General features: G+C 71.4%; 13 protein-coding genes. 10 read left to right on the top strand and 3 right to left on the bottom strand.

The features are described 5' to 3' along the window. Positions 1-88 precede the first annotated feature (88 nt). The 6 genes from dxr (at position 89) to OHA64_RS34235 (ending at position 8,007) form a co-directional block, all read left to right on the top strand. The gene (dxr, locus tag OHA64_RS34210) at positions 89-1,519 is read left to right on the top strand and encodes a 1-deoxy-D-xylulose-5-phosphate reductoisomerase (RefSeq protein WP_405619776.1); all 1,431 of its coding nucleotides are present in this window, start codon (positions 89-91) and stop codon (positions 1,517-1,519) included. 8 nt (positions 1,520-1,527) lie between these two features. Next, entirely contained in the window at positions 1,528-2,820 is a 1,293-nt protein-coding gene (locus OHA64_RS34215; protein WP_405624228.1) for a M50 family metallopeptidase, read from the top strand. A 312-nt stretch (positions 2,821-3,132) separates the two neighbouring features. Next, on the top strand, positions 3,133-4,290 hold the full coding sequence (gene ispG, locus OHA64_RS34220) for a flavodoxin-dependent (E)-4-hydroxy-3-methylbut-2-enyl-diphosphate synthase (protein WP_405619778.1): 1,158 nt from the start codon (positions 3,133-3,135) through the stop codon (positions 4,288-4,290). Between the two features lie 421 nt (positions 4,291-4,711). Further along, positions 4,712-5,560 carry a GNAT family N-acetyltransferase gene (locus tag OHA64_RS34225; RefSeq protein ID WP_405619780.1) on the top strand — a complete coding sequence of 283 codons (849 nt, stop codon included), beginning with the start codon at positions 4,712-4,714 and terminating at the stop codon, positions 5,558-5,560. Positions 5,561-5,689: 129 nt separating this feature from the next. Continuing rightward, the gene (locus tag OHA64_RS34230; RefSeq protein ID WP_405619782.1) at positions 5,690-6,220 is read left to right on the top strand and encodes a GNAT family N-acetyltransferase; all 531 of its coding nucleotides are present in this window, start codon (positions 5,690-5,692) and stop codon (positions 6,218-6,220) included. An 83-nt stretch (positions 6,221-6,303) separates the two neighbouring features. Beyond that, the gene (locus OHA64_RS34235; protein ID WP_405619784.1) at positions 6,304-8,007 is read left to right on the top strand and encodes a proline--tRNA ligase; all 1,704 of its coding nucleotides are present in this window, start codon (positions 6,304-6,306) and stop codon (positions 8,005-8,007) included. 178 nt (positions 8,008-8,185) lie between these two features. Here OHA64_RS34235 and OHA64_RS34240 read toward each other — a convergent pair whose 3' ends face one another. From OHA64_RS34240 to OHA64_RS34250, 3 genes are all read right to left on the bottom strand, one after another. After that, a complete protein-coding gene (locus OHA64_RS34240) occupies positions 8,186-9,082 on the bottom strand; it encodes an aminoglycoside phosphotransferase family protein (protein WP_405619786.1) in 897 nt (298 codons plus the stop codon). 97 nt (positions 9,083-9,179) lie between these two features. Continuing rightward, positions 9,180-9,623 carry a ferritin-like domain-containing protein gene (locus tag OHA64_RS34245; protein ID WP_405619788.1) on the bottom strand — a complete coding sequence of 148 codons (444 nt, stop codon included), beginning with the start codon at positions 9,621-9,623 and terminating at the stop codon, positions 9,180-9,182. Then, positions 9,620-10,174 carry a hypothetical protein gene (locus OHA64_RS34250; RefSeq protein ID WP_405619790.1) on the bottom strand — a complete coding sequence of 185 codons (555 nt, stop codon included), beginning with the start codon at positions 10,172-10,174 and terminating at the stop codon, positions 9,620-9,622. Before OHA64_RS34250 ends, OHA64_RS34245 begins: the two co-directional genes overlap by 4 nt. Positions 10,175-10,400: 226 nt before the next feature. On the opposite strand from OHA64_RS34250, the gene rimP reads away from it, so the two are divergent. The 4 genes from rimP (at position 10,401) to infB (ending at position 15,568) form a co-directional block, all read left to right on the top strand. Continuing rightward, positions 10,401-10,910: a ribosome maturation factor RimP gene (rimP, locus tag OHA64_RS34255; protein WP_405619792.1), complete on the top strand. Its 510-nt coding sequence runs from the start codon at positions 10,401-10,403 to the stop codon at positions 10,908-10,910. A 2-nt stretch (positions 10,911-10,912) separates the two neighbouring features. After that, the gene (gene nusA, locus OHA64_RS34260; RefSeq protein WP_030667106.1) at positions 10,913-11,899 is read left to right on the top strand and encodes a transcription termination factor NusA; all 987 of its coding nucleotides are present in this window, start codon (positions 10,913-10,915) and stop codon (positions 11,897-11,899) included. A gap of 102 nt (positions 11,900-12,001) precedes the next feature. Then, entirely contained in the window at positions 12,002-12,280 is a 279-nt protein-coding gene (locus OHA64_RS34265) for a YlxR family protein (RefSeq protein WP_405619794.1), read from the top strand. 147 nt (positions 12,281-12,427) lie between these two features. After that, positions 12,428-15,568, top strand: coding sequence for a translation initiation factor IF-2 (gene infB, locus OHA64_RS34270; RefSeq protein WP_405619796.1), 3,141 nt, complete (start codon positions 12,428-12,430; stop codon positions 15,566-15,568). The last annotated feature ends 99 nt before the right edge of the window (positions 15,569-15,667 follow it).

A 15,667-nucleotide genomic window follows, 5' to 3' on the forward strand; every position in this document is an offset into this window, starting at 1 on the left:
ACAGGACGCGTCCCCTTCGGCCCCCCCATGCGGGGGACGAGGGGGACGCACTGTCCTCACACACCGTCCTTACGGCAACAATGGGGGGATGAGCGACAGTCCAGCCCCCTCAGGGCACGGGTCGGAAGCCCCGTCCACCCCGCGACGCCACGCACTCACTCTCGCCGCACCGGGCCCTGACCCGAGTACGCCCGGTACGAGGACCGGGGCCCGGCACGCCGAGAGCACGCACCGGACGCCGCAGGGCCCGCCCTCCGGGCCGGCCACGGGGCTCGCGACCCGCGCCCTGGCCGACCCGCACCTCGTCTACGACCCGGTCGTGGGCGACGGGCCGAAGGACGTGGTGATCCTCGGCTCGACCGGCTCGATCGGCACTCAGGCCATCGACCTCGTGCTGCGCAACCCGGACCGGTTCCGGGTCACCGGGCTCTCCGCCAACGGCGGCCGCGTCGCCCTCCTCGCCGAGCAGGCGCACCGGCTCGGGGCGAGGACCGTGGCCGTGGCCCGCGAGGACGTCGTACCGGCCCTGCGCGAGGCCCTGAGCGCCCAGTACGGCGCCGAGCGGCTCCCCGAGATCCTCGCCGGACCGGACGCGGCCACCCAGCTCGCCGCATCCGACTGCCACACCGTCCTGAACGGCATCACCGGCTCCATCGGTCTGGCCCCGACCCTCGCCGCCCTGGAGGCGGGCCGCACGCTCGCGCTCGCCAACAAGGAGTCGCTCATCGTGGGCGGCCCGCTGGTCAAGGCCCTCGCCGAGCCCGGTCAGATCATCCCGGTCGACTCCGAGCACGCGGCGCTGTTCCAGGCGCTGGCGTCCGGCACCAGAGCCGACGTACGCAAACTCGTCGTCACCGCGTCCGGGGGTCCCTTCCGGGGCCGTACGAAGGCACAGCTGGCGGACGTCACGGTGGAGGACGCCCTCGCCCACCCCACCTGGGCCATGGGCCCGGTGATCACGATCAACTCCGCGACCCTCGTCAACAAGGGCCTGGAGGTCATCGAGGCGCACCTCCTGTACGACATTCCCTTCGATCGGATTGAGGTGGTCGTGCACCCGCAGTCGTATGTCCACTCGATGGTTGAGTTCACGGACGGATCCACGATCGCGCAGGCGACGCCCCCCGACATGCGGGGGCCGATCGCCGTCGGCCTCGGCTGGCCCGAACGCGTGCCCGACGCGGCGCCCGCCTTCGACTGGAGCAAGGCGTCGACGTGGGAGTTCTTCCCACTCGACAACGAAGCCTTCCCGTCGGTGAACCTGGCGCGACACGTGGGGCAGCTCGCGGGCACCGCCCCGGCGGTGTTCAATGCCGCAAACGAGGAGTGCGTGGAGGCCTTCCGGGCCGGCGCGCTGCCGTTCGACGGGATCATGGACACCGTGACCCGGGTGGTGGACGAGCACGGCACCCCGGACACGGGAACCTCGCTCACCGTGGCGGACGTCCTCGAAGCGGAGACCTGGGCGCGGACCCGGGCCCGGCAACTGGCGGCACAGACGGCGGAGGCCCGTGCATGACGACCCTGATGTTCATCCTCGGCATAGTGCTCTTCGCCGTCGGCCTGCTGGTGTCGATCGCGTGGCACGAGCTGGGGCACCTGTCCACCGCCAAGCTCTTCGGCATCCGCGTGCCGCAGTACATGGTCGGCTTCGGACCGACGATCTTCTCCCGCAAGAAGGGAGACACCGAGTACGGCATCAAGGCCATCCCGTTCGGCGGCTACATCCGCATGATCGGCATGTTCCCGCCGGGCCCGGACGGCCGCCTGGAGGCCCGGTCCACCTCGCCCTGGCGCGGCATGATCGAGGACGCCCGCTCGGCCGCGTTCGAGGAACTCCGACCCGGTGACGAGAACCGCCTGTTCTACACGCGCAAGCCCTGGAAACGGGTCATCGTGATGTTCGCGGGCCCGTTCATGAACCTGGTCCTGGCGGTGGCGCTGTTCCTGACCATCCTCATGGGCTTCGGCATCTCCCAGCAGACCACCACCGTCAGCTCGGTCTCCAAGTGCGTCATCGCCCAGAGCGAGAACCGCGACGACTGTGAGAAGTCCGACGCGGCCTCCCCGGCCGCGGCCGCCGGCCTGAAGGCGGGCGACAAGATCGTCTCCTTCGACGGTGTGCGGACCGACGACTGGAACAGGCTCTCCGACCTGATCCGCGCCAACCCCGACAAGGAGGTGGCGATCGTCGTCGACCGCAAGGGCCAGGAGGTGACCCTGCACGCGAAGATCGCCAGCAACCAGGTCGCCAAGAAGGACTCCAGCGGCCAGTACGTCCAGGGGCAGTACGTCAACGCGGGCTTCCTCGGCTTCAGCGCCGCCACCGGCATCGTGAAGCAGGACTTCGGCGACTCCGTGACCTGGATGGGCGACCGCGTCGGTGACGCCGTCGACTCGCTCGCCGCGCTGCCCGGCAAGGTCCCGGCCCTGTGGGACGCGGCGTTCGGCGACGGCCCGCGCGAACCGGACTCCCCGATGGGCGTGGTCGGCGCGGCCCGGGTGGGCGGCGAGATCTTCACCCTGGACATCCCGCCGACCCAGCAACTGGCGATGGCCCTGATGCTGGTCGCGGGCTTCAACCTGTCGCTCTTCCTCTTCAACATGCTTCCGCTGCTGCCGCTCGACGGCGGGCACATCGCGGGCGCCCTGTGGGAGTCGCTGCGGCGCGCCGTGGCGAAGGTGCTGAGGCGGCCCGACCCCGGCCCGTTCGACGTGGCGAAGCTGATGCCGGTCGCCTACGTGGTGGCGGGTATCTTCATCTGCTTCACCCTGCTCGTCCTGGTCGCGGACGTCGTCAATCCCGTACGGATCAGCTGACAGAAGGTCGTTCTCTCCGCAAGAACGGCCCAAACGGCACCCTTCGCTCGTGCCACACGTACGAGCGAAGGGTGCCGTTTCGTCTGCCCGGCTCTACCGCGACTTTCGTACCCGGCACCGCCGGGCACGGCGAGCGGCCAAGGAGTATGTCCTCCCGATCGACGGCCATGCCCGGTGTGCCGCGATGGGACGCCATTGGGCGAACCGAGGGGACGCCGTGCGCTCGTGTTCACGCTCGTGCCGTAATCTCGAAGCCCGGAGCCCGCTGCTGACGGGACCGGACTTGATCCACGACTTGGGGTTGCACAGCAGATGACTGCGATTTCTCTCGGCATGCCGTCCGTTCCGACCAAGCTCGCCGAGCGCCGCAAGAGCCGGCAGATCCAGGTCGGCTCCGTGGCGGTCGGCGGAGACGCCCCGGTGTCCGTGCAGTCGATGACCACGACCCGTACGTCCGACATCGGCGCCACCCTCCAGCAGATCGCCGAGCTCACCGCCTCCGGCTGCCAGATCGTCCGGGTGGCCTGCCCCACCCAGGACGACGCCGACGCCCTCGCGACGATCGCGCGCAAGTCGCAGCTCCCGGTCATCGCTGACATCCACTTCCAGCCGAAGTACGTCTTCGCGGCCATCGAGGCCGGCTGCGCCGCGGTCCGGGTGAACCCCGGCAACATCAAGCAGTTCGACGACAAGGTCAAGGAGATCGCCAAGGCGGCGAGCGACCACGGCACCCCGATCCGTATCGGTGTGAACGCGGGCTCGCTGGACCAGCGCCTGCTCCAGAAGTACGGCAAGGCGACCCCCGAGGCCCTGGTCGAGTCCGCCCTGTGGGAGGCGTCCCTCTTCGAGGAGCACGGCTTCCGGGACATCAAGATCTCGGTGAAGCACAACGACCCGGTCGTGATGATCGAGGCGTACCGCCAGCTGGCCGCCGCCTGCGACTACCCCCTCCACCTCGGTGTGACCGAGGCCGGCCCGGCGTTCCAGGGCACGATCAAGTCGGCGGTCGCCTTCGGCGCGCTGCTGAGCGAGGGCATCGGCGACACGATCCGCGTCTCCCTCTCCGCGCCCCCCGTGGAGGAGGTCAAGGTCGGCAACCAGATCCTGGAGTCGCTCAACCTCAAGCAGCGCGGACTGGAGATCGTCTCCTGCCCGTCCTGCGGCCGTGCCCAGGTCGACGTCTACAAGCTGGCCGAAGAGGTCACCGCGGGCCTGACCGGCATGGAGGTCCCGCTGCGCGTCGCCGTCATGGGCTGCGTCGTCAACGGCCCGGGCGAGGCCAGGGAGGCCGACCTCGGTGTCGCCTCCGGCAACGGAAAGGGGCAGATCTTCGTCAAGGGCGAGGTCATCAAGACCGTCCCCGAGTCGAAGATCGTGGAGACCCTCATCGAGGAGGCCATGAAGCTGGCCGAGGCGATGGAGGCGGACGGCGTGCTCTCGGGCGAGCCGTCGGTGTCGGTGGCGGGCTGACGGTGTCGGCCGCCGTCTGACGGGCTGGGCGCGGACTTGTGGTTTCGGTGGTGGGCTGACGTCTGGGCTGCGGTCTGACGGGCTCGGTGTCGTTCTGACTGGCTCGGTAGCCGTCTGACGGGGTGGGTCGCGGGCTTGCGGTGTCGGTTGGTCGGCTGACGCGTGGGCCGCAGTCTGACGGCTTCGGTCGAGGGCTGACATGGCCGTTTCCAAGTACCGTCCGGGCAACAACCCCAGCCCGCCCGGCGCTTGCGGAACGAGGTCCGTTCAGGGCCGAAGCAGCGGCTCGGGGCGCCGGCCCCCAGGGCGGCTGCGGCGGCGGATGGCCAAGGGCAAGCGGGTGGCGGCGCACAGGGCGGCGCGGCTCAGCTTCCGCAGGTACAGTGCGGGGACCAGCAGACCCCAGTGTGAGGCCCCGCCCGTGTTGACCCAGACGACCTCCCGGGTCCTCGAACCGAGCGACCTGGATGCCGCGCTCGCCGTCCTCGACCGCGAGCCGGTCGCCAACGCCTTCGTGACATCCCGGATCCAGGTGGCGGGCCTCGACCCGTGGCGGCTCGGCGGCGAGATGTGGGGCTGGTACGAGGACGGCATGCTGACGTCCCTGTGCTACGCGGGCGCCAACCTGGTCCCGATCTGCGCCACCCCGCGGGCCGTCCGGGCCTTCGCCGACCGGGCCCGCCGGGCCGGCCGCCGCTGCTCCTCCATCGTCGGCCCCGCCGAACCCACCGCCCAGCTCTGGCGGTTGCTCGAACCCAGCTGGGGCCCGGCCCGCGAGGTCCGCCGTCAACAGCCCCTGATGGTCGCCGACCGCATGCCGGCCGACACCGCCCCGGATCCCTACGTCCGTCGCATCCGCAAGGACGAGATGGAAACGATCATGCCGGCGTGCGTGGCGATGTTCACCGAGGAGGTCGGGGTCTCCCCGATGGCCGGTGACGGAGGGCTGCTGTACCAGGCCCGGGTCGCCGAACTCGTCGGCGCCGGCCGCTCCTTCGCCCGCCTCGACCACCACGGCAAGGTCGCGTTCAAGGCGGAGATCGGCGCCGCGACCGACCGCGCCTGCCAGATCCAGGGCGTCTGGGTGGCCCCGGAGTACCGGGGCAGCGGCCTTGCCGCCCCCGGCATGGCAGCGGTGCTCGGCTACGCCCTGGCCGACGTGGCCCCGATCGTCAGCCTCTACGTGAACGACTTCAACACGGCGGCGAGGCGCACCTATCGGAGGGTCGGCTTCCAGGAGGTGGGCGCGTTCATGAGTGTCTTGTTCTAGGCGCGCGGTGCCCGGACCCACCCGAAGGGCCGACGGGCCGTATCGATGCGCGGCTCGGCCGCGGGGCTCGACCAGCCACTGATCACCCGCACCCGCCAGGACACGCGCACCCCCCTGTACGCTCCCCGCATGGACCTCGTCATCGGCCCCCTGGACCTCTCCGCCCACGTGGACGAGGCCCTGGCAGTCCAAGCCGTCGCCTTCGGACTCGGCCCCGACGAGGTCGCCGTACGCCGTCAGATCGTCCTCCGCCACATGACCCACCCCGGAGCGAGGGCCCTCGGCGCGAGTGCCGGAGGCAACCTCGTGGGGTTCGTCTACGGCCTGCCCAACAACCGCACCCACTGGTGGTCCACCGTCGTGGAGCCGTATCTCAGGGCGCGGCACTGCGACGACTGGCTCGACGACTCCTTCGTGATCACCGAGCTGCACGTCCACCCCCGCTACCAGAACCGCGGCATCGGCCGGTCGCTGATCACCACGATCACCGACGGCGCCGCCGAACCCCGCTCGATCCTCTCCGCGATCGACACCGACAGCCCGGCCCGCGGCCTCTACCACTCGCTCGGCTACCAGGACCTCGCCCGTCAGGTCCTCTTCCCCAGCGCCCCGAAGCCGTACGCGGTGATGGGCGCCCCGCTGCCGCTCCGCAGGCGGTAGCGACAGCCGAATCGATTTCCAACGGGATGGACCACCCGGCTAACCTCCTGCCAACACCCTTAATCAGCAGGAGTACGGAAACCATGGCGAACGCACCGGTCCAGCGCATGTCCCAGTTGATGGCGAAGACGCTGCGCGACGACCCGGCGGACGCCGAGGTCCTCAGTCACAAGCTGCTCGTCCGGGCCGGCTACGTCCGCCGTACCGCCGCCGGTCTGTGGAGCTGGCTGCCGCTGGGCAAGAAGGTCCTCGCCAACGTGGAGCGGATCGTCCGCGAGGAGATGGACGCGATCGGCGCCCAGGAGGTGCTGCTCCCCGCGCTGCTGCCGCGCGAGCCCTACGAGGCGACCGGCCGCTGGGAGGAGTACGGTCCCGAACTGTTCCGCCTCCAGGACCGCAAGGGCGGTGACTACCTCCTCGGTCCGACCCACGAGGAGATCTTCACGCTGCTGGTGAAGGACCAGGCGTCCTCCTACAAGGACCTGCCGGTCATCCTCTACCAGATCCAGCACAAGTACCGTGACGAGGCCCGCCCCCGTGCCGGCATCCTGCGCGGCCGTGAGTTCCTGATGAAGGACTCCTACTCCTTCGACACGGAGGACGAGGGCCTCGCCCAGTCCTACGCGCTGCACCGCCAGGCGTACCAGAAGGTGTTCGAGCGTCTCGGCCTCGACTACCGCATCTGCGCCGCCACCGCGGGCGCCATGGGCGGCTCGAAGTCGGAGGAGTTCCTGGCCCCGGCAGGCGCCGGCGAGGACACCTTCGCCGACTGCCCGAACTGCGACTTCGCGGCCAACACCGAGGCGATCACGTACGAGCTGAAGACGGTGGACGCCGACGGCGTGGCCGCGATCGAGGAGATCCCGACCCCCGACACCCCCACCATCGAGACCCTCGCCGCGCACCTCGGGGTCCCGGCCTCCGCGACCCTCAAGAACCTCCTCGTGAAGGTCGACGGCGAGATCGTCGCCGTCGGCGTGCCCGGTGACCGCGAGGTCGACCTGGACAAGGTGGAGGCCCACTTCGCGCCCGCCGCGGTCGAGCTGGTCACCGCCGAGGACTTCGTGGGCCGCCCGGAACTGGTCCGCGGCTACGTCGGCCCGCAGGGCCTGGAGAAGGTCAGGTACATCGCCGACCCGAGGGTGGCGCCCGGCACTTCCTGGATCACCGGAGCCAACAAGGAGCACACGCACGCGAGGAACGTGGTCGCGGGCCGTGACTTCGAGGTCGACGCGTACGTCGACGTCGTCGTCGTCCAGGAGGGCGACCCCTGCCCGAAGTGCGGCACCGGCCTCAAGCTGGACCGAGCCATCGAGATCGGCCACATCTTCCAGCTGGGCCGCAAGTACGCCGACGCCCTCAAGCTCGACGTCCTCGGACAGCAGGGCAAGCCGGTCCGGGTGACGATGGGTTCCTACGGCATCGGCGTCTCCCGCGCGGTCGCCGCCCTCGCCGAGCAGACCGCCGACGACAAGGGCCTGTGCTGGCCCGCCGAGGTCGCCCCGGCCGATGTGCACGTCGTCGCCGCGGGCAAGGCCCTGCAGACGGAGCTGGCGCTGGAGGTCTCCGAGAAGCTGCGCGCGGCCGGCCTGCGCGTCCTGGTGGACGACCGGGCCGGTGTCTCCCCGGGCGTGAAGTTCACCGACTCGGAGCTGATGGGCGTACCGCAGATCCTGGTGGCCGGACGGCGTGCCGCGGATGGTGTGCTGGAGCTGAAGGACCGCCGCACCGGTGAGCGCGAGGAGCTGACGGTGGACGAGGCGATCGCGCGCCTCACGACCGCCTAGCGACGAGCGCCGGGGTTCCGCTCCGCCGGAACCCCGGCCCGGCCGGGCCACGCCCTCCGTCGAGCTCATGCCACCCTCGGGCTGATCGCCCGCGGCGGTCCGCCGTGTGGCGCGCAAGCCACGGCGCTGCCCCAGGGACAGGACGAACCCGCACCACCCCGAATCCGTCAGAGCCGCCCTAAAGCCACCCGGCAAACTCCAACAACAACTCCGCATCCTTGGGCCGCCCCACCCGAAGGGCCCGCACCCCGGACTCCACCGCCCGGAACAGCGTCCAGCCCCGCAGCCGCTCCTGGTCCACGTCCAGGGACTCCGCGAGCCGCTTCACCCGCCGCCGGGTCGTCGCCGCGCCCGACGGCGAGGCGATCAGGTCCTCCACCCGGTCCCGCACCAGCCGCGCCAGATCGAAGGCGCACTCGCCGACCACCGGATCGGGCCCCACGGCCAGCCACGGCATCCGCTCCCCGGCGAGTACCTTGCTCTGCCGGAACGTCCCGTGCAGCAACCGCCGTTCGGGGGGCGCGGACAGCAGGTCCGCACGGGCCGCGAGCGCCGCGTCCACCAGCGGAGCCACCTCCGCGTCGGCGGCGGCACTCGCCCGCATCGCCCCGGCCTGCCGCCCGGTCCGCTCGGCCACCGTCTCGAACGCGTGGTCGCCCGGCTCCACCCACAGCCGCCGCAGGGCCCCCGCCGCCTCCAGCAGCGCCTTCGCCTCCGGCAGCGAGCGCACCGACACATCCGGATGCAGTCGCTCCAGGAGCAGCACACCCTCCGCCGTGCGGGGTTCGAGCAGCTGAACAGCGCCCAGGCCGTCCCACTGGACGAGCGCGGCCCGCTCGCTCTCCGGACGGGCCCGGGGCGGGGCCAGCTTCAGTACCGCGGGAGTCCCGTCCGGCCGCCGCACCAGCACCACCAGGCTGCTGCGCCCGCCGGGCACCTGCACCCGCTCCATGGTCGACTCACCCAGCGCGACGGCCTGTCGGGCCGCCTCGGGCAGCTTCTCCAACCAGCCGTCACCGTCCGGTGCCGTCTCACCGAGCGCCCTCACCAGACGCGGCGGCGGTTCGAAAGCCATGCGCGAGCCGTTCCCTTCCCGTGCGAACCGAGCCGTACACCGTACGCGTTACGCAGTACGCGTTACGCGGTGGGCGTGGCCGAGCCGAAGCCGACGTTCAAGCGGTCCCCGCCCGCTCGGCCAGCCCAGGGAAGGCTACGCTCTCGCCGCGCCAGCGCACCGCCCGCACCGCCGCCTCGCGCAGCGCCTCGGCCGCAGTGCCCCGCCGTTCGCCCGTGGCCGCGCGCACCAGATCGGAGTACACCCCTGCCACCCGGTCCTCCAGATCGGCCGCCAGCCGCACCGCCGAGGCCGGGTCCGGCACCGGGAAGGGCAGCGCGTACGCCGCCGCCGCGGACACCGGAGTGCCGTCCAGATCCCGCACCTCCCGGACCAACGCGTCCCGCCTGGCGCGGTGGGCGTCGTAGGCGGCCTGCGCCTCGGTACGCCGGCCCTTAGGGACCCGGCCGCCGACGACCCCGTAGCCGTACACGGCCGCGTGCTCGGCGGCCAGCGCGGCCTGCAGGGCCTTCAGTTCTCGTACAGGCGCCCGTTCCGTCACTTCGTGTCCTCCGTCAGCAGGTACGCGTGCGCCGCCCCGGCCGCCGCGACCGAGGCCAGCAGCCGTGCCAGCTCGCCCGGCACGTCCAGCAGCGCCTTCGCGCGCCGGTCCGCGACGGACCGCTCGGCGGCGGCCAGCTCGGCGAGGGCGTCCCGTTCGGTCCCCGGTACGGCGGGCGACGGGGGAGCGGAGGGCGGAGGAGAGGGAGAGGCCTCGGACGCCTTCGGGGAGGCCCCCTGGGCGGCGACCCTGGGTGCGGTGCCCCCGAACGCCTCCGTGTGCCGCGCGACCGCCGCCCGCAACGGCCCCAGCAGGCCCGCCAGCACGGGATAGGCGGTGAGGACGGCGTCGTACCGCTCGGTCAGTCCCCGGCTGTCCCGGGCCGCACGTGCGCGTGCCCGCGTCTCGGCCGACGGGCTGCTGTCGGCGCTCTCCCCGGATCCGTCGGAACCGGCGGAGCAGCCCGCCGACAGGGCGGCCCCGGCGGCCGAGACGAGGAGCGCTCTTCTGCGCGGCCCTGACGGGGTGTGCGGCGGTGGGGGGTACGGCACGGCAGACGTCCTCGGGAGCTCGTACGAACACACGGGCGGGAAGGGCGGGCCCCGCAGGTGATCACGGTACCCGGGCACCGGCCCGCGGCCGCTCATCGGCGCCGCCCGTGCCCGCACCGGGGGCCGCGGGGCGCACGGTGGACGGCAACACACCCTGGGACCGGATACCCTTTGACCAGACACGCGACGTTCCCACAACAGCACACGCGGCCGAGGAGTCACCCGGATGAGCACCACCCAGAGCGAGAGGCTGCGAGAACTTCTGGAGCCGCTCGTCGGCTCCCAGGGCCTCGATCTCGAGGAGATCGCGGTGGACTCGGTCGGACGCAAGCGTGTGCTGCGCGTCGTCGTCGACTCCGACACCGGTGCGGACCTGGACCAGATCGCCGATGTGAGCCGCGCGCTCTCGGCGAAGCTCGACGAGACGGACGCGATGGGGGCGGGTGAGTACACCCTCGAGGTCGGAACCCCCGGCGCGGAGCGCCTCCTCAAGGAGCACCGCCACTTCGTACGCGCGATCGACCGGCTGGTGAAGTTCCAGCCGCACGAGGGCGACGAGCTGGTCGCCCGGATCCTCCAGGTCGACGACGAGGGTCTCGACGTGGAAGTGCCCGGCGTGAAGGGCCGCAAGGCCACCACCCGCAGACTCGCCTTCGCGGACATCGACAAGGCGCGCGTGCAGGTCGAGTTCAACCGCAAGGACAAGAAGGACATGACGGAAGAAGAGGAGGCGTAGCCGTGGACATTGACATGAGCGCCCTGCGGGGCTTGGTCCGGGAGAAGGAGATCTCCTTCGACCTGCTCGTGGAGGCGATCGAGTCGGCCCTCCTCATCGCCTATCACCGCACCGAGGGAAGCCGCCGTCACGCGCGCGTGGAGCTCAACCGGGAGACCGGGCATGTGACCGTGTGGGCGAAGGAGGACCCGGACGACCTCGAAGAGGGCCAGGAGGCCCGCGAGTTCGACGACACCCCGTCCGGCTTCGGCCGTATCGCCGCCACCACCGCCAAGCAGGTCATCCTGCAGCGGCTGCGCGACGCCGAGGACGACGCGACGCTCGGCGAGTACGCCGGCCGCGAGGGCGACATCGTCACCGGTGTGGTCCAGCAGGGCCGTGACCCGAAGAACGTGCTGGTGGACATCGGCAAGCTGGAGGCCATCCTGCCGGTGCAGGAGCAGGTGCCGGGCGAGACGTACCAGCACGGCATGCGCCTTCGGTCGTACGTCGTACGTGTGGCGAAGGGGGTGCGCGGTCCGTCCGTGACCCTTTCGCGTACGCATCCCAATCTGGTGAAGAAGCTCTTCGCCCTCGAGGTGCCGGAGATCGCCGACGGTTCCGTCGAGATCTCCGCCATCGCCCGCGAGGCCGGACACCGCACGAAGATCGCCGTCCGGTCCACCCGTTCGGGTCTGAACGCCAAGGGTGCCTGCATCGGCCCCATGGGCGGACGGGTGCGCAATGTCATGGGCGAGCTCAATGGTGAGAAGATCGACATCGTCGACTGGTCGGACGACCCGGCCGAGATGGTGGCGAACGCGCTGTCCCCCGCCCGCGTCTCCAAGGTGGAGGTCGTGGACATGGCGGCCCGGTCGGCGCGGGTGACCGTGCCGGACTACCAGCTGTCGCTGGCGATCGGCAAGGAAGGGCAGAACGCCCGGCTCGCGGCCCGTCTCACCGGCTGGCGGATCGACATCCGTCCGGACACCGAGCAGCCCGGGGAATAGATCCAAGCCGCAGGTCGCTCAGATCACGACAGTTTGGTGCGCGGCAACTGTTCGATGCTTGCCCCAAAGGGGTGAGGTCGGTGCGGGGAGGTAGACTTAAGAGTGTCTGGCCGGACGCGAGCCCGCGCATGCCCTGAGCGCACCTGTGTGGGGTGCCGGGAGCGAGCGGCCCAGAAGGACTTGCTGCGGACCGTGGCGATCGAGGGCGAATGCGTCCCCGATGATCGCGGTACGCTGCCCGGCCGGGGTGCGTATGTGCACCCCGCCCTGGTCTGTCTCGACCTGGCGATACGCCGTCGGGCGTTCCCAAGGGCGTTGCGCGCCCCGGGACCGCTCGACACCAAGGCGTTGCGCCTCCACGTCGAGCAGGCAACACCGTAAGAAGCGTCGCGCGGAACCCCCGCGCGGCCCTGGTACCCCGCGAGTTGGAAGTAGGTCGAGATTGCGATGAGCACTCGATGAGCACGCGATGAGTACGCCCATGAAGTAGCGACGGTCCGGACGCAACCCGGACCTAAAAGGAGCGAAGTGGCTAAGGTCCGGGTATACGAACTCGCCAAGGAGTTCGGGGTGGAGAGCAAGGTCGTCATGGCCAAGCTCCAAGAACTCGGTGAATTTGTCCGTTCGGCGTCCTCGACGATCGAGGCGCCCGTTGTACGCAAGCTGACCGATGCCCTCCAGCAGGGCAACGGAGGCGGCAAGCCCGCCGCACGCAAGGCTGCCCCGGCCAAGCCGGGCGCCCCCTCTCCCGCGCAGGCCGCCCGTCCGGCTGCCCCGCGCCCGCCGGCCCCGAAGCCGGCCGCCGCCGAGAAGCCCGCGGCTCCCGCCGCGCCGGCCGCTCCCGGCCCCCGTCCCACTCCGGGCCCGAAGCCCGCGCCGCGGCCCGCCCCGGCGTCCCCGGCTCCGACCACGCCCGAGTTCACGGCCCCCCCGGCGGCTCCCGCCGCACCGGCCGCCTCCTCCGGTGCCGGTTCTGGTTCCGGCTCCGGCCCCCGTCCGGGCGCTCCGCGTCCGGCACAGGGTCAGGGTCAGGGCGGCCAGGGTCCGCGTCCGGGTGCCCGTCCGTCCGGCCCCGGCCAGGGCGGCCAGGGCCGTGGTGACCGCGGCGACCGTCCCGGCGGTCAGCGTCCCGGTGGCCAGGCCCCGCGTCCCGGTGCCCGTCCGGCCGGTCCCCGTCCGGGCAACAACCCGTTCACCTCTGGTGGCTCCACCGGCATGGCGCGCCCGCAGGCGCCCCGTCCGGGCGGCGCCCCGCGTCCCGGCGGCCAGGGCGGCCCCGGCGGCGCTCCGCGTCCCCAGGGCGCCGGTCAGGGCGGTCCCCGTCCCCAGGGCGCGTCGGGCGGTCCCCGTCCGCAGTCTCCGGGCGGCGCTCGTCCCACCCCGGGCGGCATGCCCCGCCCGCAGGGCGGCGGTCCCCGTCCCGGCGGCGGCCCCGGCGGCGCCCGTCCGAACCCCGGCATGATGCCGCAGCGTCCGGCTGCCGGCCCCCGTCCCGGTGGCGGCGGCCCCGGCGGTCGCGGTCCCGGCGGCGGCGGTCGTCCCGGCGGCGGCGGTGGCGGTCGTCCGGGTGGCGGCGGCTTCGCCGGTCGTCCGGCCGGTCCCGGTGGCGGTGGCGGCGGCTTCGCCGGTCGTCCCGGCGGTCCCGGTGGCGGTGGCGGCGGTTTCGCCGGTCGTCCCGGTGGCGGTGGCGGCGGTCGTCCCGGCTTCGGTGGTCGTCCCGGTGGTCCGGGCGGTCGTGGTGGCACGCAGGGCGCCTTCGGTCGTCCCGGCGGTCCCGCGCGTCGCGGTCGCAAGTCGAAGCGGCAGAGGCGCCAGGAGTACGAGGCCATGCAGGCCCCGTCGGTCGGCGGCGTGATGCTGCCTCGCGGCAACGGACAGTCCGTCCGCCTGTCGCGCGGTGCGTCCCTCACCGACTTCGCGGAGAAGATCAACGCCAACCCGGCGTCGCTCGTCGCCGTGATGATGAACCTCGGCGAGATGGTCACTGCCACGCAGTCCGTCTCCGACGAGACGCTGAAGCTCCTCGCGGATGAGATGAACTACATCCTCGAGATCGTCAGCCCCGAGGAGGAGGACCGCGAGCTGCTCGAGTCCTTCGACATCGAGTTCGGCGAGGACGAGGGCGGCGAGGAATTCCTCATGCCGCGTCCGCCGGTCGTGACCGTCATGGGTCACGTCGACCACGGTAAGACCCGACTGCTGGACACCATCCGCAAGACGAACGTCGTCGCGGGCGAGGCCGGCGGTATCACGCAGCACATCGGTGCGTACCAGGTCGCCACCCAGGTCAACGAAGAAGAGCGCAGGATCACCTTCATCGACACCCCGGGTCACGAGGCGTTCACCGCCATGCGTGCCCGTGGTGCGAAGTCGACCGACATCGCGATCCTGGTCGTCGCGGCCAACGACGGCGTCATGCCGCAGACGGTCGAGGCGCTCAACCACGCCAAGGCGGCCGACGTCCCGATCGTCGTCGCGGTCAACAAGATCGACGTCGAGGGTGCCGACCCGACCAAGGTGCGCGGTCAGCTGACCGAGTACGGCCTCGTGGCCGAGGAGTACGGCGGCGACACCATGTTCGTCGACATCTCCGCCAAGCAGGGCCTCAACATCGAGAGCCTGCTGGAGGCCGTGGTCCTCACCGCGGACGCCTCGCTCGACCTGCGGGCCAACCCGGAGCAGGACGCGCAGGGTATTGCGATCGAGTCCCACCTCGACCGTGGCCGCGGTGCCGTCGCGACCGTCCTGGTGCAGCGAGGCACCCTGCGGGTCGGCGACACCATGGTGGTCGGCGACGCGTACGGCCGTGTCCGCGCGATGCTCGACGACAAGGGCGAGAACGTGGAAGAGGCGGGTCCCTCGACCCCGGTCCTCGTCCTCGGTCTCACCAACGTCCCGGGCGCCGGCGACAACTTCCTGGTTGTCGACGAGGACCGCACGGCGCGTCAGATCGCCGAGAAGCGTGCCGCTCGTGAGCGGAACGCCAACTTCGCCCGCCGGGGTGTCCGGTTCTCCCTGGAGAACCTGGACGAGGCCCTCAAGGCCGGTCTGGTGCAGGAACTCAACCTCATCATCAAGGGCGACGCGTCCGGTTCGGTGGAGGCTCTCGAGTCCTCGCTGCTCCAGCTCGACGTCGGCGAAGAGGTCGACATCCGCGTCCTGCACCGCGGTGTGGGTGCGGTCACCGAGTCGGACATCGACCTGGCGACCGGCTCCGACGCCATCGTCATCGGCTTCAACGTCCGCGCTGCGGGCCGCGCGGCGCAGATGGCGGACCGCGAGGGCGTCGACGTCCGCTACTACTCGGTGATCTACCAGGCCATCGAGGAGATCGAGGCGGCCCTCAAGGGCATGCTCAAGCCGGAGTACGAGGAGGTCGAGCTCGGCACGGCGGAGATCCGCGAGGTCTTCAAGTCGTCCAAGCTGGGCAACATCGCCGGTGTCCTGGTCCGCTCGGGCGAGGTCAAGCGCAACACCAAGGCGCGCCTCGTCCGCGACGGCAAGGTCATCGCGGAGAGCCTCAACATCTCCGGTCTGCGTCGCTTCAAGGACGACGTCACCGAGATCCGCGAAGGCTTCGAGGGCGGTATCAACCTCGGAAACTTCAACGACATCAAGATCGACGACGTCATCGCGACGTACGAGATGCGGGAGAAGCCGCGCGTGTAAGCGCTCGGACTTCCGAGACGGTCCGGTCCGGGGCCGGTCGACGGAGATTATTTCCGTCGACCGGCCCCGGCCGTTCGTTGTACGGTTCTGATGTCCCTG

Source organism: Streptomyces sp. NBC_00076 (genome assembly GCF_045041235.1).
GTDB lineage: Bacteria > Actinomycetota > Actinomycetes > Streptomycetales > Streptomycetaceae > Streptomyces.

Bases quoted from the DNA above. Each gene is read 5' to 3' on its own strand.
- OHA64_RS34235 (WP_405619784.1), top strand. From the start codon at position 6,304: ATGGCGAACGCACCGGTCCAGCGCATGTCCCAGTTGATGGCGAAGACG.
- OHA64_RS34215 (WP_405624228.1), top strand. From the start codon at position 1,528: ATGTTCATCCTCGGCATAGTGCTCTTCGCCGTCGGCCTGCTGGTGTCG.
- ispG (WP_405619778.1), top strand. From the start codon at position 3,133: ATGACTGCGATTTCTCTCGGCATGCCGTCCGTTCCGACCAAGCTCGCC.
- rimP (WP_405619792.1), top strand. From the start codon at position 10,401: ATGAGCACCACCCAGAGCGAGAGGCTGCGAGAACTTCTGGAGCCGCTC.
- OHA64_RS34230 (WP_405619782.1), top strand. From the start codon at position 5,690: ATGGACCTCGTCATCGGCCCCCTGGACCTCTCCGCCCACGTGGACGAG.
- OHA64_RS34240 (WP_405619786.1), bottom strand. From the start codon at position 9,082: ATGGCTTTCGAACCGCCGCCGCGTCTGGTGAGGGCGCTCGGTGAGACG.
- dxr (WP_405619776.1), top strand. From the start codon at position 89: ATGAGCGACAGTCCAGCCCCCTCAGGGCACGGGTCGGAAGCCCCGTCC.